This is a genomic window from Flavobacterium gelidicaeli (genome assembly GCF_013294005.1).
GTDB lineage: Bacteria > Bacteroidota > Bacteroidia > Flavobacteriales > Flavobacteriaceae > Flavobacterium.
This window is the reverse complement of the sequence record NZ_JABSNK010000015.1, coordinates 23,055-45,379: the sequence shown is the minus strand read 5'-3', so window position 1 is coordinate 45,379 and position 22,325 is coordinate 23,055. Positions and strand designations below refer to the sequence as shown.

Sequence of the window (22,325 nt, the reverse complement as noted above, 5' to 3'; positions counted from 1 at the left end):
TTTATTGTTTTTTTTGATTAATTACTTGTCGAGGTAGTATTTCCAAATTTTATGAAATAAGAATATAATATTTTGCTTTTTTGATTTACTCTTGGATCTTGAAGAGTGTTTCGTATAGCTTCTGATAGAGAAGTATTAATATTTCCCTTTACAGTACTAGAAGCCCATTGAAAATCATTTAATTGGGGATTTGTATCATTGAAAGTAACATCTTCAATTATATAATCAATTCTAATTAATGCATCCTCTTTTTTAAAATTATCTTTTTTATAATTCTTATGAAAGATCAATTTTAGCTCGATTTTTTTTGGATCGTTTTTTAAATGACTATTGAATGTTCCACTATCTACATCAAATACTTCAGACCATTCATTTGCAGTTAAATCCTTTGATTTGTAAAGGTAGTTGGGTACAATTGTTTTCTCGTTAGGTTGGTAGCATTCAACAGTAATTGGGTCATTTTTTGATTTTTCATCCCAAACCAAATCCTTTTTGTCATTTTTGGTAAGAACTGGAATATGATTTTTAGCTTTGTTGCAACGGGCATATTTTTCAAAATCATCGGAAATATCATAAACCTTTACAGCTATCTTTTTTAATTTATAAGAAGATTGATCAGATGCATTCAATAGTAATTTATTCATAAAAAGTCCTTTTTCTTTTTGAATTATGTTTTGAACATATTTATCTAAACCATCATCCCATTTATTTTCTATACCGATTACTTCATAAGGTAAATTCTTATCTGCAGATGCATTTAAAATAGTTGTTGCCACTTGTGATAAAGTTTTATTAGCTATTCCGGTTTTATCTTTACCTCCATAGTCATTTGAAATAGTATATGGACTATTATTTAATTCAAAGATCTTAGTTGTTACCCTTCCTTTTAAAGCATTTCTTATTTGTGAAACCATACTTGTTTCTGTTGCCTTCCCGTGAGTAAACACTGTATAATAGAGATGTTTTGAAGTAGTAATTCCAGATTTTTTGTTTATTTCCGAGTAATCAGTATAGAAAAATGTAATTGAATTTCCCTTTGCCAACCAATTTGTAAAATATTCTTTAGGATAATTCTCGAATTGCTCTTTGCCATCACTTGTATATTCTTCAAAATCGGTAATTAATAATGCATCATTATTTGAAGATGTTATTTTTTGCAGAGCACCCTTAATTGGAGCCATTATATCTTTATATTCTTTGGGATCTGTAACTTTATTATAGATTTGATTACTTGCTAAATTGAGCTTGGTAATTTTTGAACTTCCTAAAGCAAACCACTCTATATCAGGATTGACTAATTTATTTGTAATTGCTTGAATAATTTGTCCATTCGCATGATTCTCTGAATAGGCTTGAATTAAACCATCAGAAAAATCTACATAAACTGCTGCATTACCATTTTTAAGATTTGAGGCTTCTCCCAAAGATGCAGCATAATATCCTTGAGTATATTTCTCAATCTCGTTAAGTGGCTTAAAATTTGACCAAGCACTCGAATCTTCATTTTTACAGCTCTGTAAACAAAACAAAGCCATTATCGGCAAACTTATTTTTATAAAATTATTCATGTTTATTATTAAAATTATTTATTGTTTAAAGTTGAGTCAGATGCTATTTCATTTGTAAAGGATGTTGCTTGCTCCAACATGTCATTTAATCCTTGTTTAAAATTCAAAATTCTTGCTTTTACTTTCAAGGCTTTATATTTTCCAAATAAAATATTCGCTTTACTTATTTCCGCAGCAGTCATTATACTTCTGAATTCTGGATACTTAAATTCGATAAAACTATTGTACTTTTTATCTGCAACCGTCCAATCATTTTCCTTGTAATTTTCACATCTTAACTCAACTTCATTTACAAATGACTCTAAGTTATTCAGAAAAGATTCTTTCTTAAAAGATTGACATGATGAAAAGCATATTATAGCAAGCAAACAAATCCATTTTGTTATTAAATTTTTATTTTGTCCCTTCTGAACATTTATTGCCATATAATATCATTTTTTATATTTATACTTTCTTCACTATTTTAAATTTATCCAAGAATTAGTGAATATGCTCAATAATCACCCTTCAAAACTCAATTCACATTCTCTTTTATAAAAATAATTACCTTTCTGATTATCGTAGGTTATCGGTGCATTCATGTCAGTTTTCATGTACGAAATATAATTATAGACACTTCGTTCCGAAATTCCTAGTTTCGCAGCAAGCTCTTTTGGAGTTCCTGATCGCTCTGTGACTAATAAATTATGTAATCGTTTAATAATTCTTATATCCATATATTTTACAATTATAAAGAAACCTACTGCAAGTGAGTTGCAGTTATTGAGATTTCACAAACAAATTAGATTGGCTTTTATATTTCAAAAAAAACCAATTGTTAAATTCATAACTAACATAAGCGGCATTCAACTAAGTTTTTTTTTTCAAACCTACAACCAATAAAATTCCATTTTTTACGGCTTTCCTCATTTTGAAGTTTTTTCTACAAAATAAAAAAGCAAATACTTGACATACAATTATTTATGTTTTATTTATTTTAAAAAAATAAGAGCACTGCCATTTAACATGTAATCTATTTAATAATGAAATTCAATTTTTTCCATTTTACCCTAACATTTGACTTCACTCCGTCTTCCTTACATTAAATTTAATCAATCACAAATATCTTTTACAAAAGTCTCTTTGACATCAAAGAAACTATATTGATTAGTATCCTCTTTCTAGTATTTCTATTGATTTTAAATCCTTTTTACCACTAAAATATTTATCTAAAACTTCTTGGAATACAGGGTTCGTATCTATTAAAAGGCTAAATAATGTCATAGATGATTTTAGTTTTCTATCATCCAGTTTTCCAAATATTTCTAAAGCTGTTTTATCCTCGACTTGTAGTACACCATTTGAAATTTCAATCAAGCGTTTACCTAAAATAGGATCATGAAAATATTATTATGCCTCTACAAGGTTTTCCATTCCGTAGAACATACTATTATTACTTAATCCCAATCCTTTAATTTGCGGAAAAACATACCACCTCCAATGGCTTTCTTTCTTACCATTTTTTATTTGTGATAAAGCATCTTGATATGTTGTTTCTTGAGCTTTCAAAAACTTGTTTAAGTTGTACGTTTTTTTCATAAATTTATGTTGAGTTTAAAGGTTTAATTTATTTTTGAATGTTAAATATTCATCTCAATAAATTATCATAAATTACGTTTTTCTAAAATGTACATTAATGTTAATTAAACCTTCTTTTGATTAGATAATTAACTGTAGCATTTTTAGTTATTATCTGAGTACTGCAAAAAAAAATATTGCTTAATAGACTAATTAACAGTTATTTTTTTTACTATTTATATAATTGATAAAAAAAATAAATAACCAAATTATAGAAAATGCAACAATACCTCTAATGTTAGCTTTTATATCCTCTAAATCAAATCGGCCATGAATCCGTTTATGGAAAAATTTATTTGAATATTCTTGAGCAAATTCAATACAAATACCAAATATCAATAAGAAGACAACGATTATTAAATGTCTTTTTTTATATAATACATTTAATAATGCTGCCGAAAAAAAGTAAAACATTGTATGTAATTCTTTGTCAAAATGTCTGAAAAATATAGGAAGTTTAATCATAAAACCAATAATAACTATTAAAAAAAATACAATAGAAATCATTGTTTTTTGAAAGAACGATAAGTTTAGGTTCATTGTTTGATATTATTAATTTAGTAACAAATAATTATTAGATGGAGCCGTATCATGTGGCTACACGTTAGGAATAATTTTTCAAATAGTAATACCCCGAGGATTTTACAAATTATAGTTTCCCTTGGAATTGTGGTAAGTTAATTAGCGAACTGGTTTCAGATTATGTGTTGGCAATTGTAACACTAAAGTATTCTATAAGAGCAACCTAAAATGATTGCAGAATAATTGAGTGCTTAACTTTGCTCTACTTATACATGCTGTGTTTAATTTTTTGTAGATCATGAATCTATAATCTCGCAATTTTAATAAAATGTACTGAAATAGGGCTGCAGTACACGATTTTTTTTACAATTAAACTAGAGTAACTTTATATTAAAAATTCACTGTATAAACGAACAACTATAAAAAACAAGGAAAGATTTTACAATCCAGTTGTATAAATTACTGATTTTTACATACAAATTCGGGGGCATATTTATATTAAAGTTAGCTTGACTCATGAATTTTATTTATTACAAGGAAAATCATTACTCTCTTTTTAAGTTAAGATGCTTGTATTATTTAGAAAGTAAGCTTCATACCTCTGCCTAGATCCAATGTGATGAAGATTTTTTAGATAAAATTTAGTTAATCCTAAAATATCTCAATTGTATTCAAATGAGCCAAACCGTAATGGATTAAAATATAAAAAATATATTATTACAGCTATAATATGACAAATACTTATGATAGGAAGATTAAAAAATTCATATCAACACAATTGTAAGTAAAATCATAAAAAAAGTATTAAAAATCAATATTATTAAGTGGTCGTTTATAAAAGAATTCTAAATTGGTAAGTTATCTCCATTATACTTTGCGATTCATTAGTATATTTATCATTTAAAAACAATCAATTTTCCATAATAATTAATACCAAACGAATTTATATTGTAATCAAAAGTATTCAGGTATTAGTTCCGTTACAATTCAGTAAATAAGTACTGGTTAAATATAAAATGATATTAAATTACTTATGAATAATTACAGTAGAAAAATTGTAATTATTATACTTTGTATAACATCATTTTCTAATGTTTTATCGGCCCAGACCAAACTCCTATCTTGGAATATAGAAAACATTGGCAAATCAAATCAAGAAATAGTATTCATTGCTAATACGGTAAGAGATTTAGATATTATTGCTATGCAGAGGATGTTGCCGGTTATTGAGGCACACAAGCTGTGACTAGACTGGCTGATGAACTAAATAGAAAAGGAGCCAAATGGGATTATGTAATCAGCTCCCTTACAAACAGTAGTGCTTATAAAACGAAACACCATGCCTAGATCTGGAAAACCAGTAAGATCAAGAAAACAGGGAGAATTTGGCTAGAAAAAAAATACAATTTAGAGATCGACAGAGAACCGTATTATTGTACGTTCCAATATGAAAATGACCAATATACGGTGGTTAATTTTCATGCGATAACAAAAAATAAACAACCATAACAGAAATCAAATATTTTAAATTTTTACCTGTTGTATATCCCTGCTTAAATCTAATTTATGCTGGAGACTACAATTGCCCTCAATCGCATACGGTATTCAATCCGTATTGATAAATCAAAAAACTTGTTAGAAAAGAGGTTGCATAATGGATGAATACCTAGCTTACAAATATGACATTATGTTTTACAACTCGGCAAGAATAACAGTTAAAAGTTATGGAATAATTCAATTATTTAAAAGAAGTACGAACCATTTCTGAGCATATTCCAATCTGGGCTGAGATTGTGTTGAATTAAAATACGTCTGCAACATAATAAAAATACTTACAGTACTGAACTGTACTCTAAAATTGATCGTAAGGGAAATTAATACTTACAAATTAAAAGGTAAGTAAATTTTTACCAAGTATAAAAATTGGATCGGAAAATAAATATTAGAAGATAAGAATAAACAACTCAATTAGTGAAGCAGCGTTAATAACGCTAATCCTCCTCTGGCTGATCAATATGCCTCGCGGTTTTACCAATTCGTTCCCTTTGTAGCAATGGTAGGATTCTCCTATTTGGCATATTCAGCAAATGGGTAAAACAACAAAAATGAAGCTTTTATGTATACCTCATTAGTGCTTCAATTACAACCTTTTTTAAAATAGCATTAGACAGAGCCATATGGGATATAATGGGCATAATTGTTGGTATTGGGATATTAGTTGCGGTTATTAATGATTCACAAAAAATAACGTCAGATATATCTGAATAGATTCCCTTTTTATTATTTTATAAATTTTTATTTACTCAACCAAAAATTAATTCACAGCTACTTTTAAAAATTTTAATTACACTACAAAAAAAACACAAAACCACTATAAAGCCTTATAAAGCATCAGCCAATGAAAATAAAAAGCTGATTTTATTTCTACAAAAAAAAAGAGATTTTAACATTTTTCGCGAATATACTTTTTTAAACAATAATCAATAAAAAACGAACGTTCGCTTGTTTTATAAAAAACTTTTTTATACTATTGTACTATAAATCTATAAGCACAATGGAAGACACATTTTTAAGACAATCGAAAATTAACTTCTCAAAAGAGGTTACTAATTACTATCCCGAAATTCTAACTGACGAAGCATTAGTATTTATTGTTGCATTGCATGAAAAATTCAATACCGAAAGACTAACACTATTGAAAAACAGAGTTGCTCAACAGCTGATTTTTGATAGCGGACAGTTTCCTGAATTCCCAAAAGAGACAAAGGAAATTAGAGATTCTAATTGGACAGTAGGAACAATTCCGCAGGATTTGCAAGACAGACGTGTAGAAATAACAGGACCAGTAGACCGAAAAATGATTATCAATGCTTTGAATTCTGGTGCGAAAACATTTATGGCAGATTTAGAGGATAGTACTGCTCCTTCTTGGAAAAATACTATTGAAGGTCAAAAAAACTTAATAGATGCGAATCAAAAAACCATTTCGTTACACGATGCTAAACGTGGGAAATCATATATATTAAACCAAGAAACGGCTGTTTTATTGGTGAGACCAAGAGGCTTACATTTAGATGAAAGACACCTTCTAATCAATAACGAAATAGCCTCTGGAAGTTTGGTTGATTTTGGGCTGTATGTTTTTCACAACACACAAACTATGTTGAAAAAAGGAACTGCTCCTTATTTCTACTTACCCAAATTAGAACATTACCTAGAAGCACGTTGGTGGAATAAAGTTTTTGAATTTGCAGAAAATTATTTAGAAGTGCCAGTAGGGACTTTTAAAGCAACTGTTTTAGTTGAAACGATTACTGCTAGTTTCCAGTTGGACGAAATCATTTTTGAATTGAAAGACCATATTGTTGGTTTGAATTGTGGTCGTTGGGATTATATTTTCTCGTATATCAAGAAATTTAGAAATCACCCCAATTTTGTAGTTCCAAATCGCGATCAAGTAACCATGACAAGCCCATTTATGGATGCATATTCAAAATTAGTTATTCAGCGCTGCCACAAAAGAGGTATACTCGCAATAGGCGGAATGGCAGCTCAAATTCCAATTAAAAATGATGAGGAAGCGAATACTGCTGCTTTGGAAAAAGTAAGAAAAGACAAAGAGCGCGAAGTTCAAAACGGACATGATGGTACTTGGGTAGCGCATCCTGCACTAGTAGCAGTAGCAATGGCAGAATTTAATAAACACATGCCAACGCCGAACCAACTGAATGTAATGCGTGATGATGTAAACATAACAGCGCAAGATTTGGTCGAAATTCCAAAAGGAACCATCACAGAAGCAGGAATTAGAAAAAACATTAACGTCGGGATTTTATACATCGAGTCTTGGCTCAGAGGTCATGGTGCTGTAGCACTTTATAATTTAATGGAAGACGCTGCTACTGCAGAGATTTCGAGAACACAAGTTTGGCAATGGTTAAAAAATGAAGTCAAACTCGAAGATGGTCGAAAATTCGATACTAAATTATACAAAGAATTGTTAGCGGATGAATTAGCTAAAATTACTGCCGTAGTTGGCGATGAAAATAGTAAAACAGACAAATTTGCATTAGCTATATCACTTTTTGATGAACTAGTAGTTTCGGAAGAGTTTGAAGAATTTTTAACGTTACCAGCTTACAAATACATATAAAAAAAAACAATCCTGCGATTGCGGACACAATCAACAGGATCTAATTACTAATAAAATAACCTAACACAAAATTATGAAAAATTTAGAACAAAGCAATTATAGTTCGGCTTTACAAACGGTAAGAGATTTGAAAGCGAAGTATGGAACTACTTGGGATACAATAAGCCCAGAAAGTGCAGCGAGAATGGCTATTCAAAATCGTTTTAAAACAGGATTAGACATTGCTAAATATACTGCTGCTATCATGAGAAAAGATATGGCCGAATATGATGCAAATGCTTCTAATTACACACAATCATTAGGTTCATGGCATGGTTTTGTTGCCCAACAAAATATTATTGCAGTAAAAAAGCACCACAAAACAACTAGTAAAAGATACATATACCTTTCAGGATGGATGGTGGCTGCATTGCGTTCAGAATTTGGTCCTTTACCAGACCAATCCATGCATGAAAAGACGACTGTTCCCGCTTTAATTAAAGAAATTTACGATTTTTTACGTCAGGCAGATGCTATTGATTTAAATGATTTGTTTAGAAGACTTGAAAAAGGAGAAGATGTACAAGATCAAATCGATAATTTTGAAACACACATCGTTCCTATTATTGCAGATATAGATGCTGGTTTTGGAAACGAAGAAGCAACTTATTTATTGACCAAAAAAATGATTGAAGCGGGTGCATGTGCAATCCAAATCGAAAATCAGGTTTCGGATGCTAAACAATGTGGGCATCAAGACGGAAAAGTAACGGTACCTCATGAAGATTTTCTTTCTAAAATTAACGCTATTCGTTATGCGTTTTTAGAATTAGGGGTTGATGATGGCGTTATTGTTGCAAGAACAGATTCTGAAGGAGCAAGTTTGACTCAAAAATTACCAGTAAGTACCGAGCCAGGAGATTTAGCTTCACAATATTTGGCTTTTGTGGAAGCAGAAGAAATAACAATTGCTGCAGCTAAAGAAGATGATGTATTGCTAAAAAGAGACGGTAAACTAGTACGTCCTGTGAGGTTAGCAAACGGTTTGTACCAATTTAAAGAGGGAACTAATATAGATAGAGTTGTTTTAGATTGTATTACAAGTTTACAAAATGGAGCTGATCTTTTATGGATTGAAACACCAACACCTAATGTGAAACAAATTGCGCATATGGTTAACCGAATTAGAGAGGTTGTACCTACTGCAAAATTGGTTTACAATAACTCTCCTTCTTTTAACTGGACATTAAATTTCCGTAATCAAGCGTATGATGAAATGCTTGCTGCAGGTAAAGATATGACTGGATATGATAGAGGTAATTTAATGGATGCTAAATACGATGATTCTGATTTATGCCGTCGTGCCGATGATAGAATTAGAACATTCCAAATGGATAGCTCAAAAGAAGCTGGGATTTTCCATCACTTAATTACTTTGCCTACCTACCACACAACTGCGCTTCATATGAATGATTTAACGCAAGGCTATTATGGTGAAGAAGGAATGTTAGCTTACGTAAAAGGAGTTCAAAGACAAGAAATTCGCAAAGGAGTTGCTTGTGTAAAACACCAAAGAATGGCTGGATCAAACCTTGGTGATGATCATAAAACGTTCTTTGCAGGTGATAAAGCTTTAAAAGCTGACGGAGCTAAGAATACTAGTGATCAGTTTGAAAGTAAAAAAACAGAGCAAAAAAGAGAATTAGTGTTAGAAAAGTAATATTTAGCTTTTTTAAATATAAAGGCAACATGTACGCATGTTGCCTTTTTAAATTTAGTTCATTACAACAACTTTCTAAATTTTAAATATATGCTTACAACAGCAGATTTATGGGATCAGTATGAAACACTGCTTAGATGCGTTGATCCTATTTTTAAAAGTTTTGGTCATAAAACGGCCTTCGCAGGTAAAATCAGTACGATAAAAGTATTCGAAGACAATTCCTTAGTTCGAAAACAATTAGAAACTGATGGAAAAGGAAAAGTTTTGGTAATTGATGGAGGTGGTTCTTTACGTTGTGCGTTAGTTGGCGATCAACTGGCCGAATTAGCAATACAAAATAATTGGGAAGGTATCATCGTGAATGGTTGCATTAGAGATAGTGTTGTTATTAATACGTTAAATATTGGAGTCAAAGCAATAAATACTTCCCCTGTTAAAAGTATAAAGCGCAATCAGGGTGAAATGGCAGTTCCTGTAAAATTTGGAGGAATTACTTTTAAACCTAATGATTATCTCTATGCCGATGCTGACGGAATATTGGTCAGCAAAACTAATTTATTAAAATAAAAAAAATCAAATGAAAGCTAGAAAATTACTGATGATTCCTGGTCCTATTGAATTTGAACCAGAAGTTTTACAAGCAATGGCAATACCTACAACAAGTCATGTAGCGCCTGATTTTATTGAAGTATTCGGACATAGCCTGGAGTTAATGAGGACGGTATGGAAATCGCCAAAAGGACAACCATTTATCGTTGCTGGAACTGGGACATTGGCTATGGACATGGCAGCAGCCAATCTTATCGAGAGTGGAGATAATGTATTGGTTATTTCTTCGGGTTATTTTGGTCAGCGATTCAAGGACATATTAGAGCGCTACGGCGCAAAGGTCACTCTTTTACAAGCTGCTTTAGGTCAAAGCGTCTCAATTGATAGTATCGAAAATGAATTAAAAACCAAACAATACAAAGCGTTAACACTAACGCATGTTGATACTTCTACAGGAATAATAGTAGATCCCAAGCCCATAGCGCAATTGGCCAAAAAACACAAAGTATTAAGTATTGTTGATGGTGTATGCTCAGTAGCGGGAGAGGAATTGAACCAAGACGAATGGGGACTTGACGTGGTATTAACGGCTTCTCAAAAAGCAATAGGTGTACCTCCAGGTTTGGCGCTATTAATGGCTTCTGAAAAAGCGATGGAAGTTTGGAAGAATAGAAAAACGCCTGTACCTAACTATTATGCTGATTGGAGCAATTGGTTGCCTATAATGAAAGCATACGAAGAAAGAAAACCTTCCTACTTCGGGACACCAGCAGTTAATTTAATTGTTGCATTAGAGACAAGCTTAAAAATAATTTGTAAAGAAGGAATCGAGAAAAGAGTACAAAGACATCAAAGTTTAGCCAAAGCATTTAGAGCTGCAATTGCCTCTCTAAAGCTAACGATTTTAGCTACTTCAAATACAATAGCAGCCAATACTTTGACGGCAGTGTATTACCCTGAAGGTATAGATGGAGCGGCATTTAGTGCTAAAATGGTTGCTAATAATGTGATCATAGCTGGAGGGTTATTGCCCGACATAAAAACAACTTATTTTAGAGTTGGTCACATGGGTTCTGTTTCTCCAAATGATCTTTTGGCTGTTTTAGGAGCTTTGGAACGTACGCTATCCGAACTTGGGTATCCATTAGAAATTGGAAAAAGTTTGCAAACTTTTCAAACGGAACTTTTAAAAGGACCCAACTAAATAGATAATTAATTTATTAAAATCAAAAAAGGATGCTTCGCTACATTAATGCGAAACACCCTTTTTTTTAACTAACTCTATTCATAAATAACCTACTCTTAATGAACTACTTCTAGCGTGAAATATTTAGCATTTGCAAATGCTCCCGCTTCCCTACTTTGAAGGTAACAACCTGTTCTAAAGAAATTCTCGAACTGACTCCATTTTCTATAATCTTCACCTGAATACACTTTTGTTTCTCCATTATTGAGAGTAACAACAGTACGATCTGCTGTAACGTTGATTTCTAATGTGAATTTATCAAAATCTACTTTTTCTTTAAAAGCAAATCCATCATCATCAACCCATGAATTCTCTTTATATAAATCACTTCCTGTTATTGATAAACTTGCTGCTTTTTTAGATCGTAATTTAATCTTTCCGTTGTCCCAATAAATTTTCAAAAACGGAGGCAAATTATTATCATTTGCATTAACTTTTTCTGCCTGTTCCTCTTTTAAACGACTCCCCATTTGGACTAAAATTACTCGAGGGTATTTATCGTCGTTTTTAGAGATAGTTCCCATTCTTATCACCGTTTTTAACTTTGCTCCTTCTCTAAAAGTCCAACCTATTTCAGTACCAAAAGAATTTTGTTCTTTTAATTCTGTTCTAGTATAAGAATTTTTAGATTTAACTGATGGGTAGGCATAGAATACCAACGCCCTTTCAGAATTATCATTAAACATAAAACGCTGAATTTCGATATTGCTACTATAATTGGCAAGATCTTGTCCCGCATACGTAGTTTGCGATCCTTCAGGTATACTCAATTTCCACATTGACAAATCAATTTTAGGTGCTCTTTGTCCATAGCTTGAAATAGCAGCGAAAGCGAATACTAATAAAAAACAAGTATATTTTTTTTTCATTTTTTTGGGTTTATGCTTTTGGTTATTTAATCCTTAAAAAACATAATTGATAGAACAAATAAACTATAAAACTATTTGCAAACATTATATTTTGGATTACCAAATTGGTTAACCAAATATAAAATATATTTTGATATATACAAAAAAGTTCTAATTTTTTTTTTGATAATTGAAGTTAAACCTTAATTTATTATCAATAATATTAAAATATTCAATTATTATTACCTTTTACTAAGTATTTTTCTTTTTAAAATATTAATATGTTACAAAATAAATCATTACCCTTTTATTCTTAGTTTAGCGGATAGGTTACTTTATAAGAACTAAAATCCAAGTCAATTGAAGCACTAAGAACTGAAAAATAATAGATTTGATTACAGAGAACTAATTTCTTCAATATTCTATAGCCAAAAAATAAAAAATCTCCAATAATTAAAATGGTTCCCACTGATTAAATTCTTTTAAATAATACTAATATGTGGCAATAAAGTTTTTAGTAGCCAAAGTGAAATGTAATTAAGGTTAACGTTTTTAAAGCTATTTCACACCAATAAAACGTACACAAAAAGCATAAAAAACTATCAATCTTACTTTTTAACTTTTAATTCGTGTAATATTAAAGAAGGCCTTTTACAAGAGGGTAATATATTAGACGAAGGCACATTAATCAATTAGAATGGAAGTATGACGTTACGCGTCATTAATGAAAATATAATAAACCATCAAATAAAGAAAAGCTGAAATAAAATTTACACCAAAGAAAAAGGAGCAATTACGCTCCCTTTTTTATTATTTAGTTACACAAGCAACTTTATCAAACTTATACTTTACTCGTTCAAAATCAATAGGTTTGCCTTTTACAAAGTAAGAAGCGCCCATAGTCGTTTGGATTTCTCCATTTCCTAATATTAGTTGGTCTCCTTTTTTCAAGAAGGCCATTGGGTTTTTATATGTTTTCTCTTTGTAATCTCCTTGAATAAAAGTATAACTTGCATAAAGCGTGTCGCCTTTAAATTCTCCTGCTAGATTTCCTTGTTTTGTGGGCATGTTCTCGATGGTCATCGTCATATCTCCAGTTATTTCGCCACTCTCTAAGGTGTTTAATTTTAGCATCAAAGTATCTTGTTCGTAAATCGCCTGATAGCATTCTGAGCTCACTAATTTCTGAACAGCTAGTTCTGATGGTGTTTCTGCTGGTGTTTCTGCTTTTTCTTCTTGATTATTTTTGCAACTTTGAAGCCCTATACAAGATAGCGCCAGACAAAAAAGGCTGATTTTTTTCATATTGTTTATTTTAAATTACTATTTAGTTAAGGCGAAAGCCTACGCTAATTTAAGCATAATTCTTAAAAAAAGGAGCAGCCTATTGCAACTATTTTTATAATCTCTTTGAGAATCTCTAAATCAATCTGTCAACAATTATTAAAACATAAAAATAAAGTAGGATTTCAATACGAATACTATCTTTGCCAGGATGAACATACTAATTATAGAAGACGATACTACCATTAGCCAGAACATAAGTTTGGCTTTAAAATCAGAGAATTATATTACTACGGTAGTGTATGATGGTTTACTAGCGGAAAGAATGTTGAAAAAAGACACATTTGACTGTGTTATTATGGATATCAATCTCCCTGGTAAGAACGGCTTTGATTTGTGTAGTACTTTTAGATTATACAATAGTACCACTCCCGTTATTATGTTAACCGCTTTTAGCGAACTTGAAGATAAAGTACAAGGCTTTGACTGTGGCGCTGATGATTATTTAACCAAGCCATTTTACATGCGCGAACTGGTTTTGAGAATTAATGCCCTTATAAAAAGAAACAAATCAAGTCAGCAAACAGTAGCCCAAAATCCTATTTTAATTGCTGATGATATCACGCTGAACGATGCCGAAAAAAAGGTGATGCGAAGCGGCCAAGAAATTGCACTAACTCCCCGTGAATATCAAATTCTTTACCGCTTGATGGTAAAAAACGGTGAGATTGTATCTAAAGCAGATTTGATTACCGAAATATGGGGAACTGCATTTGATGCCAATACCAATACTATTGAAGTGTACATTAATTTCCTGAGAAACAAGTTAGACAAGCCTTTTAGTAAAAACACCATAAAAACAAAAGTAGGTTACGGCTACTTTATAGATATAAAATGAAAATACGTGATAAGATAATATTATATTTTACTACAACGGTGATTTGTCTATCGGCATTTTCGCTCACCTTTGTCTATTTTCTATTTGCGGAATACCGCGAAGAACAATTTCAACAACAGCAAAAAGACAAGATTAATTATACCATAAAGCAGTTGTCTAAATACAAAGAAATGAGCGAAAATCTTGCGCATATTATGGACGAACAGTCCATTCACGACTTCTTTGATGAGAAAATGATGGTTTTTGACGATGACAAAAATCTAATCTTTTCAAGTATTGATGACCTAGAAATAAAGCAGTATAAAACGCTATTAGCTGAATCGTCTTCACAAAGAAAATGGATTGAAACCACCGAGGATAAATACGATCTTATCGCTGTATACTTGCAATATAAAGGCAAGAAATATTATGCTATCAGTAAAGCGTACGATGCGTTTGGGTATTCTAAAATAGATTTTTTAAGGTCGGTTTTAATTGGGATTTTCCTATTCATAAGCGTTATTATTACGCTGGTATCTTTATATCTTTCGAATAAAATATCGAAACCGTTGCGTTTACTTTCTGAAAAATTACGTCAGTTTGATTTGGGCGATGACACGATTACACAACTCGAATTCGAAACCTCATCTTTTGAATTAAATTTATTGACCAATCGGTTTAACGAATTAATCACGCGGTCAAACGAGAATTTCATCTTCCAGAAACACACCACACACCACATTTCGCATCAATTAAAAACACCTATCAGCATTCTAGTATCTGAATTAGAAAGAATTAAAAACCATACAACAATCGAAGCGATTCAGCCTCAGATTGAAAGCCAAATCATCAAAGCAAAATCACTTGGAAATATCATTTCTGTCTTACTCCAAATATCGAAGGTAGAATCGGGTAAAAAGATTAAAAAACAACGCATTAGAATCGATGAACTGCTCTTTGATATTATCGAAGAATTAAGAATTATCTATCCCAAATTTAATTTTGAAGTCAATTACCATCCCAGCACCGTCGAAGAAGAACAGCTAATAATCCAGGCAAACGAGATGTTAATTAGACAAGCTTTCATGAACTTAATGGTGAACTGTATTACGTACAATGATGGCAATACAGCCGAAATTAAATTAGACAGTGCCACAGTGAACCAGCTGCAAATATCCTTTTCTAATTCGGGTAAAACAATTGCTGTCGCTGAAGAAAAATACCTCTTTAAACACTTTTTTAGGGGAGAAAATAGTCGCAGTAAATCCGGTTTTGGTTTAGGACTAGTTTTAACCAAAAAAATAATTGCCTTGAACGCTGGCTCTATAACATACCACGCGCCCACTCCCGAGCTAAATGTTTTTGAAGTGCAGTTTTCTTTAAGCTAAAATTTATTGTCTTTAAGGTTATTTTAAGGTTATAGTGATGAAATTCGCAGCCTTAAATAAATCAAAAAATGACGATTATAAAGTACGGAAGCACACTTCTTATTCTCCTCCTATTTTCACAGTTCAGCTCTGCTCAAGAACTTTTAAAGATAAGTCGCTCTGATAGTGAAGCGCTTTTTCTACAAGCAAACCTCTCGTTAATAGCCGAAAAGTTAAATATCTCTCAGGCTGAAGCCAAAGTAATGCAGGCTAAACTATGGCCTAATCCTAACTTAACAATTGATCAAGTAAACCTCTGGGCTACAAAAGCACAAACGGGCGGTCAGGAAGTGATTCCGGCCTTAGGGAAATTTTTAGGTTCAAATCAACAAGCTGGTTTTCAGATTGAACAGTTGATACAAACAGCTGGAAAACGCAAAAAGTTAATGGCTCTTGAACAAGTTTCTGTCGATAAATCAAAACAATATTTTGAAGATTTATTGCGAAACTTAAAAGTAGAATTCCGAAATAAACTAACCCAATTGCAATACTTACAACTAAGTAAGTCCATTTACGAAAAGCAATTTGGATCCATCCAACTTTTGGCGAAAGCCTATAAAAACCAAGTCACCCTAGGGAATTATACTAAGGGTGAATACATACGTATTAAAGCGCTAGAACTAGAAATAGCACAAGAAATTAATGCGCTAACCGAAGATTTGAATGATTCTCAAAAGGAACTAAAGCTCTTTATGCGCCTGCCAGTCAATACTTCGATCGAAATCACAGGAGAAGGTTACACTAAAGAAACTTCGCAAATAGCGCTATTGAATCTTAATGATTTGATCGAAAAAGCAAAACAAAACAGACCCGATTACAAATTAGCCAATTTAGAGCAAACCTACTTTGATAAATTGTACCGCTATGAAAAAGCGCAGCGTGTTCCTGATGTTACGTTCTCTGGAGCGTATGACCGTGGTGGAAGCGCAATGCTAAACTTTTTCGGTTTCGGAATCTCAGCTGACCTTCCTGTATTTAATAGAAATCAAGGGAATATCGCTTACGCAAAAATAGGAAAGGAACAAGCAAAAGTACAGTTTGAACAGATGGATTTAACCGTTGAAACCGAAATTGAACTTGCTTTTAAAAATCTAAATAACGCGGTGGCATTCTACAAGCAAATCGAACCTGATTACGAGAAAACGCTTGATGATTTATTAGATAATTATTTAAAAAATTTCAGCAGTAGAAGAATCAGCTTGCTAGAATACCTCGATTTTCAAGACGCTTACTTTGAGAACAAAAAAATTATTCTTGAAGCAGGGAAAGCAATTAATGAAAAAGTCGAAGAGTTGAACTATAAAACAGGATTAGACCTAATTAAATAAAAGAATACAACATGAAAAATTTTAGAATCCTATTTGCAATTACGCTCTTATCTGTTGTTTTGTGGAGTTGTGAAGAGAAAAAAGAAGTAGCCGCAACTACAGAAACGAAACCGTATGTATTAGATAAAGAGACAAAAAAGAAACTGGCATTTGCTACTCCTACACAAGCAATGGTTGTTGAAGGAATTCCGTTAACCGGAGCAGTAGAAGCTAATCCTGACAATGTGGTTCAATTTGTGAGTTTGGTGAGTGGCGTTATTTCAAAAACCTACTTTTCACTTGGAGACAAAGTAACTAAAGGTCAAGTTCTTGCCGAATTAAGAAGCACCGAATTAAGCGGTCTTAAAGCAGAATTAAAAAACACTAAGTCGCAAATTAATGTAGCTAATCAAAATTTGAAATCAGTTCAATCCATGTTTGCTGATGGTGTGGCTTCACAAAAAGAGGTTTTACAAGCGCAAAGCGAACTCAATATTCTCACTGCAAATAAAGATCGTGTTGAAGCCAACTTGAATTTATTTAGTGCTAGTGCTGAGCAAGGGGTGTTCCAAATAAAAGCACCCGCAACAGGATTTGTAACTTCAAAAACCATTGCTACTGGATCGCAAATTGCAGCAGAATCGGAACCCTTATTTACGATTTCGAACCTAAATGATGTATGGGTAATGGTGAATATTTATGCCACAAACATTGAAAATATCGCTATAGGCATGGATGTAAATATAAAAACACTTTCGTATCCTGACTTGATCTACAAAGGGAAAGTAGCTGCAATTACACAAGTATTTGACACGGAAGCTAAAGTTTTAAAAGCACGTATTGTTATTAAAAATGCCGACTTAAAATTAAAACCCGGAATGATCGTAGACGTGATCGCCTTAAATAATAAAAATGTTCAAGCCATAGCAATTCCTATAGCAGCGATGATTTTTGATAACAATCAAAATTTTGTGGTACTGTACAAAAGCGATAGCCAACTCGAAATTAGAAAAGTGGAGATTTTGACTTCTAGCAATGGAAATACATTTATTGCTGATGGAATTGATCTTAACGATACGTTCATCACAAAAAATCAAATGCTGATCTACGAGCAACTTAAAAACTTTCAAAATTAAAAATTGACATGCAAAAATTTGTTCAAGCAATAGTTTCCTTCTCCTTAAAAAACACTTTAATTGTATTTTTCTTAACCGCTTTACTGTTTATAGCTGGAGTAGTTAGCTACATTAATACGCCTATAGAAGCATTTCCTGATGTGACTAATACCCGCGCTAGAATCATTACCCAGTGGCCAGGACGTAGCGCCGAAGAAGTTGAGAAATTTGTCACGCTTCCTTTAATGAAAGCGATGAATACAATCCCTAAAAAAGCCGAAGTACGTTCTATTTCGCTTTTTGGATTATCTGTAGTTACTGTTATTTTTGAAGACGAAATAGATGATTTTTACGCCCAGCAATACGCCTCTAATCGATTGAAAGGTGTTGATTTACCTGATGGAGCCGATGCTGGTATTGACCCTCCTTATGGTGCAACCGGAGAAATTTTTAGGTATGTTTTAAAGAGTGATCTTCCCATAAAAGAGTTGACAGCACTTCATGATTGGGTTATTGAACGCGAATTAGTTTCTGTTCCCGGAGTGGCTGATGTAGTGAGTTTTGGTGGAGAAGAAAAAATCTACGAGATAAAAATCAACCCAACCGAACTAGCCAATTACGGACTCTCTCCTCTCGAAGTTTATGAGGCGGTTTCAAAAAGCAATATCAATGTAGGTGGTGATGTTATCGAAAAAGGCAGCCAAGCTTATGTTGTACGTGGTGTAGGTTTATTAGAAAGTGTCGAAGATATTGAGAACATCCTTATCGAAGTGCGAGGATCAACTCCTATCCTAGTAAAACACGTCGCAGAAGTTGTAATTTCAGCAAAACCGCGTTTGGGTATTGCCGGATTGCAAGAGGACAAAGATGTTGTTGAAGGAATTGTTGTCATGCTACGTGGCGAAACACCAAGTGATGTTATCAATAGATTGAAAGATAAAATAGCCGACTTAAACGACCGTATTCTTCCTAAGAATGTAAAAATCGTTCCTTTTATTGATCGTACAGAGCTTGTGAATACAACGGTACACACCGTAACTAAAAATCTAATCGAAGGAATCGTTTTAGTATCCTTAATCGTTTTTATTTTTCTTTACAACTGGAGGTTAACCTTTATTGTAGCCTCTGTGATTCCGCTTGCGTTTTTATTTGCCATCGTTATGTTGCGTATCATGGGAATGCCAGCCAATTTGATTTCAATGGGATCCTTAGATTTTGGATTACTACTCGAAGGTTCACTAGTGGTATCTGAAGTCGTCTTCGTAGGACTCGAAAAACGAGCACATCAAATAGGAATGGAACGATTTAATAAAAGTGCCAAAGGGGGAATTATCAAGAGAAGTGTTAGTAAAGTCGCCTCGTATATCTTTTTTGCTCTATTCATCCTGATCATTGCATTACTTCCCATTTTTTCTTTCCAGAAAGTAGAAGGAAAAATGTTTAGTCCGCTAGCGTATACGCTAGGTTTCGCTTTATTTGGATCTTTAATTTTAAGCTTGACTTATGTTCCCGCCATGTGTAAAGTGCTATTGACGAAGAACATTGTAGAGAAAGACAACTGGATTACACGCAATTTCAGGAATAGCTTGTTCAATTTGTATTTGTTTTCAAGCAAACATAGAAAAGCAACTATTTATAGTTTTATTGGATTGTTTTTAGCGAGTATCGTAGGTTTCATGAATCATGGATCAGAGTTTTTACCCAAACTGAATGAAGGTGCTATTTATATTAGAGCAACCTTGCCTAACAGTGTAAACATTGAAGAATCAAACAGACTTGCTAATGAAATGAAGGCAGACTTAGGAAAGTTTAAAGAGGTGAAATTTGTACTAAACCAAGTAGGCCGACCAAATGATGGTACAGACCCAACAGGTTTTTTTAATATCGAATTTCATATTCAATTATTACCAAGTACAGAATGGGATAGAGATATTGAGAAAGACGAGTTAATTAACGAAATGCGTGCTGTTTTACAAAAATATCCCGGAATTGTCTTTGGCTTCAGCCAACCTATTCAAGATAACGTAGAGGAATATGTGGCAGGTGTAAAAAGTTCCTTAGTCATTAAAATTTTTGGCGAAGATTTATTCGAATTAGAAAAATATGCAGATCAAGTCGCTAAGAGTATCAAAGATGTTCCTGGAATAGAAGATTTGAATGTGTACCGAAATATAGGTCTACCAGAACTCCGCATTAAACTTGACGAGAAAAAAATGGGTAAATATGGTGTGGCTCTAGCCGATGCGCAAGCGGTGGTCGAAATGGCCATTGGCGGACGAGCAGCTACCACTTTCTACGAGAACGAACGCATGTTTGACGTACGATTGCGTTTTCAGAAAGAGTACCGTGATGACGAAAATAAAATCAAGGAAATTTTGATTCCAGCTATGAATGGGAACAAGATTCCGTTGCGAGAAATTGCCGAAATCAGCTTTATCACAGGACCTACTTTTATTTATCGAGAAGGCAGTAGTCGTTACATCGCCGTAGGTTTTAGTATTCAAGGGCGCGATTTAGGGGGTACGATTGCTGAGGCGAAGGCTAATGTAACTAGAGATGTAAAATTACCCAAGGCCAATAAAATGGAATGGGCAGGAGAATTTGAATCAAAAGAAAGAGCAACAAAACAGTTAATGATGATTGTTCCTATTTCGCTACTTATGATCATGTTCCTGCTTTGGCTGAATTTTAAAGGGAATATGAAAGATACATTAGTATCATTTATTGTAATTCCGTTTGCTTTTATCGGCGGATTTCTTTCTCTTTGGATTACAGGAACTACCTTTGGAATCTCAGCAGGAATTGGGTTTATCATTTTGTTTGGAGTGGCAACCATCGACGGAATTGTATTGATAGGAAATATCAGAGAGAATCTTACCGATAGGATGCCTTTGAAAGAAGCGATTTCGCAAGCGATTTTCACCAGAATACGCCCTATTTTAATGATTGCTTTAATGGGATCTATGGGATTATTGCCCGCAGCACTTTCATCAGGGATGGGATCAGAAGTCCAAAAACCGCTAGCAATTATGATTGTAGGTGGACTTATATTCTGTATGTTGTTATCTTTGACGGTGCTTCCTCAAATTTACTATTTAGCATATAAAAAATCAGAACAAAAAAATGAAAATAAAGATTGATAAATTCGTTCTCGCCATAGTGATCACCCTTTTTCTAGCGTATTTATTTCCGCAGTTTGGGGGTAAATCAAGTCCGTTAGATTTAGACAAAATGGCGAGTATAGGAATTTCACTGCTGTTTTTTTTCTACGGACTTAAATTAAGCCCGGAGCAAATAAAAAGCGGATTGGTAAACTGGAAGCTGCATCTGTTGGTGCAGGCTTCCACTTTTTTACTATTTCCTATAATTGTATTGTTGTTTTATCCTTTAATGCAAACAGAAAATACTAAAACCATTTGGTTGGCTTTTTTCTTTATCGCTTCCCTCCCATCTACTGTTTCATCAAGTGTGGTCATGGTTTCAATCGCAAAAGGAAACATTCCTGCAGCCATTTTTAATGCCAGTATTTCGGGATTGATTGGAATAGCGATTACACCATTATGGATGGGTTTATTTTTGAATAGTAAAGAGGCAAATTTCGATTTAAGCACCATCTATTTTAAATTAATCACAGAAGTTTTAGCTCCTGTAATTGTTGGACTGCTATTGCACCGTTTTCTAGGAAAACTGGCTGCTAAGTACAACAGCTACTTAACAACCTTTGACAAATCAGTAATTCTATTAATCATCTATAAAACCTATGCCACTTCATTTGAGGAAGGTATTTTTAGCATTTTGAGCCTAACAAACCTTGCTCTTATAGCAATATGTGTGCTGGCATTATTTTATTGCGTTTATCTTATCATTGGTTTAATTGCTAAAAAACTACATTTCAAACACGAAGATCGCATTACAGCACAATTTTGTGGAACTAAAAAATCGCTCGTTCACGGAACTATTTTTTCAAAAATACTTTTTCAAAATGTGGCTGCCATGGGAATTATCTTGCTGCCTTTGATGATTTTTCACGGAATACAGATTTTTGTTATTAGTATCATTGCTAATAAATATGCCAAAGAATAACTCCCATTAATTCTTACACACAGCTTA

The 22,325-nt window shown here is 32.9% G+C and carries 16 protein-coding genes and 1 pseudogene; 10 read left to right on the top strand and 7 right to left on the bottom strand.

The window, feature by feature from the left end; genetic code table 11:
• Positions 1 to 17: 17 nt before the first annotated feature.
• The 5 genes and pseudogenes from HNP99_RS15930 to HNP99_RS15910 all read right to left on the bottom strand — a co-directional run bounded on the left by HNP99_RS15930 (position 18) and on the right by HNP99_RS15910 (position 3,692).
• Positions 18 to 1,568 (bottom strand): hypothetical protein, encoded by a 1,551-nt coding sequence (locus HNP99_RS15930; protein ID WP_173854443.1) that lies wholly within the window; start codon positions 1,566 to 1,568, stop codon positions 18 to 20.
• 14 nt (positions 1,569 to 1,582) lie between these two features.
• On the bottom strand, positions 1,583 to 1,993 hold the full coding sequence (locus HNP99_RS15925; protein WP_173854442.1) for a DUF6565 domain-containing protein: 411 nt from the start codon (positions 1,991 to 1,993) through the stop codon (positions 1,583 to 1,585).
• A gap of 75 nt (positions 1,994 to 2,068) precedes the next feature.
• On the bottom strand, positions 2,069 to 2,284 hold the full coding sequence (locus HNP99_RS15920; protein WP_173854441.1) for an HTH domain-containing protein: 216 nt from the start codon (positions 2,282 to 2,284) through the stop codon (positions 2,069 to 2,071).
• A gap of 430 nt (positions 2,285 to 2,714) precedes the next feature.
• A pseudogene (locus tag HNP99_RS15915) lies at positions 2,715 to 3,146 on the bottom strand (DUF1810 domain-containing protein).
• A 192-nt stretch (positions 3,147 to 3,338) separates the two neighbouring features.
• Positions 3,339 to 3,692, bottom strand: coding sequence for a hypothetical protein (locus HNP99_RS15910; RefSeq protein ID WP_173854440.1), 354 nt, complete (start codon positions 3,690 to 3,692; stop codon positions 3,339 to 3,341).
• A 2,569-nt stretch (positions 3,693 to 6,261) separates the two neighbouring features.
• Here HNP99_RS15910 and aceB point away from each other — a divergent pair.
• From aceB to HNP99_RS15890, 4 genes are all read left to right on the top strand, one after another.
• Complete coding sequence (gene aceB / locus HNP99_RS15905) at positions 6,262 to 7,860, top strand: malate synthase A (RefSeq protein WP_173854439.1); 1,599 nt, start codon at positions 6,262 to 6,264, stop codon at positions 7,858 to 7,860.
• Positions 7,861 to 7,933: 73 nt separating this feature from the next.
• Entirely contained in the window at positions 7,934 to 9,559 is a 1,626-nt protein-coding gene (locus HNP99_RS15900) for an isocitrate lyase (protein WP_173854438.1), read from the top strand.
• 90 nt (positions 9,560 to 9,649) lie between these two features.
• On the top strand, positions 9,650 to 10,129 hold the full coding sequence (rraA, locus tag HNP99_RS15895; RefSeq protein ID WP_173854437.1) for a ribonuclease E activity regulator RraA: 480 nt from the start codon (positions 9,650 to 9,652) through the stop codon (positions 10,127 to 10,129).
• Positions 10,130 to 10,139: 10 nt separating this feature from the next.
• Positions 10,140 to 11,315 carry a pyridoxal-phosphate-dependent aminotransferase family protein gene (locus HNP99_RS15890; protein ID WP_173854436.1) on the top strand — a complete coding sequence of 392 codons (1,176 nt, stop codon included), beginning with the start codon at positions 10,140 to 10,142 and terminating at the stop codon, positions 11,313 to 11,315.
• A gap of 98 nt (positions 11,316 to 11,413) precedes the next feature.
• Here HNP99_RS15890 and HNP99_RS15885 read toward each other — a convergent pair whose 3' ends face one another.
• Positions 11,414 to 12,226: a polysaccharide lyase family 7 protein gene (locus HNP99_RS15885; protein ID WP_173854435.1), complete on the bottom strand. Its 813-nt coding sequence runs from the start codon at positions 12,224 to 12,226 to the stop codon at positions 11,414 to 11,416.
• A 789-nt stretch (positions 12,227 to 13,015) separates the two neighbouring features.
• Positions 13,016 to 13,510 (bottom strand): hypothetical protein, encoded by a 495-nt coding sequence (locus HNP99_RS15880; RefSeq protein ID WP_173854434.1) that lies wholly within the window; start codon positions 13,508 to 13,510, stop codon positions 13,016 to 13,018.
• Positions 13,511 to 13,700: 190 nt separating this feature from the next.
• Here HNP99_RS15880 and HNP99_RS15875 point away from each other — a divergent pair, with 190 nt between their 5' ends.
• The 6 genes from HNP99_RS15875 to HNP99_RS15850 all read left to right on the top strand — a co-directional run bounded on the left by HNP99_RS15875 (position 13,701) and on the right by HNP99_RS15850 (position 22,298).
• Entirely contained in the window at positions 13,701 to 14,387 is a 687-nt protein-coding gene (locus HNP99_RS15875; protein ID WP_173854433.1) for a response regulator transcription factor, read from the top strand.
• Positions 14,384 to 15,754 carry a sensor histidine kinase gene (locus tag HNP99_RS15870; RefSeq protein ID WP_173854432.1) on the top strand — a complete coding sequence of 457 codons (1,371 nt, stop codon included), beginning with the start codon at positions 14,384 to 14,386 and terminating at the stop codon, positions 15,752 to 15,754. Before HNP99_RS15875 ends, HNP99_RS15870 begins: the two co-directional genes overlap by 4 nt.
• 68 nt (positions 15,755 to 15,822) lie before the next feature.
• Positions 15,823 to 17,121 (top strand): TolC family protein, encoded by a 1,299-nt coding sequence (locus HNP99_RS15865; protein WP_173854431.1) that lies wholly within the window; start codon positions 15,823 to 15,825, stop codon positions 17,119 to 17,121.
• 11 nt (positions 17,122 to 17,132) lie between these two features.
• On the top strand, positions 17,133 to 18,236 hold the full coding sequence (locus HNP99_RS15860; protein WP_173854430.1) for an efflux RND transporter periplasmic adaptor subunit: 1,104 nt from the start codon (positions 17,133 to 17,135) through the stop codon (positions 18,234 to 18,236).
• Between the two features lie 8 nt (positions 18,237 to 18,244).
• The gene (locus HNP99_RS15855) at positions 18,245 to 21,355 is read left to right on the top strand and encodes an efflux RND transporter permease subunit (protein ID WP_173854429.1); all 3,111 of its coding nucleotides are present in this window, start codon (positions 18,245 to 18,247) and stop codon (positions 21,353 to 21,355) included.
• Positions 21,339 to 22,298, top strand: coding sequence for a bile acid:sodium symporter family protein (locus HNP99_RS15850; RefSeq protein WP_173854428.1), 960 nt, complete (start codon positions 21,339 to 21,341; stop codon positions 22,296 to 22,298). The genes HNP99_RS15855 and HNP99_RS15850 overlap by 17 nt, the downstream gene beginning before the upstream one ends.
• Positions 22,299 to 22,325: the final 27 nt, after the last annotated feature.

Coding starts and splice junctions, on each gene's coding strand:
- HNP99_RS15900 (WP_173854438.1), top strand. CDS start 7,934: ATGAAAAATTTAGAACAAAGCAATTATAGTTCGGCTTTACAAACGGTA.
- HNP99_RS15870 (WP_173854432.1), top strand. CDS start 14,384: ATGAAAATACGTGATAAGATAATATTATATTTTACTACAACGGTGATT.
- HNP99_RS15925 (WP_173854442.1), bottom strand. CDS start 1,993: ATGGCAATAAATGTTCAGAAGGGACAAAATAAAAATTTAATAACAAAA.
- HNP99_RS15880 (WP_173854434.1), bottom strand. CDS start 13,510: ATGAAAAAAATCAGCCTTTTTTGTCTGGCGCTATCTTGTATAGGGCTT.
- HNP99_RS15855 (WP_173854429.1), top strand. CDS start 18,245: ATGCAAAAATTTGTTCAAGCAATAGTTTCCTTCTCCTTAAAAAACACT.
- HNP99_RS15885 (WP_173854435.1), bottom strand. CDS start 12,226: ATGAAAAAAAAATATACTTGTTTTTTATTAGTATTCGCTTTCGCTGCT.
- HNP99_RS15850 (WP_173854428.1), top strand. CDS start 21,339: ATGAAAATAAAGATTGATAAATTCGTTCTCGCCATAGTGATCACCCTT.
- aceB (WP_173854439.1), top strand. CDS start 6,262: ATGGAAGACACATTTTTAAGACAATCGAAAATTAACTTCTCAAAAGAG.
- HNP99_RS15910 (WP_173854440.1), bottom strand. CDS start 3,692: ATGATTTCTATTGTATTTTTTTTAATAGTTATTATTGGTTTTATGATT.
- HNP99_RS15860 (WP_173854430.1), top strand. CDS start 17,133: ATGAAAAATTTTAGAATCCTATTTGCAATTACGCTCTTATCTGTTGTT.
- HNP99_RS15865 (WP_173854431.1), top strand. CDS start 15,823: ATGACGATTATAAAGTACGGAAGCACACTTCTTATTCTCCTCCTATTT.
- HNP99_RS15920 (WP_173854441.1), bottom strand. CDS start 2,284: ATGGATATAAGAATTATTAAACGATTACATAATTTATTAGTCACAGAG.
- HNP99_RS15875 (WP_173854433.1), top strand. CDS start 13,701: ATGAACATACTAATTATAGAAGACGATACTACCATTAGCCAGAACATA.
- rraA (WP_173854437.1), top strand. CDS start 9,650: ATGCTTACAACAGCAGATTTATGGGATCAGTATGAAACACTGCTTAGA.
- HNP99_RS15890 (WP_173854436.1), top strand. CDS start 10,140: ATGAAAGCTAGAAAATTACTGATGATTCCTGGTCCTATTGAATTTGAA.
- HNP99_RS15930 (WP_173854443.1), bottom strand. CDS start 1,568: ATGAATAATTTTATAAAAATAAGTTTGCCGATAATGGCTTTGTTTTGT.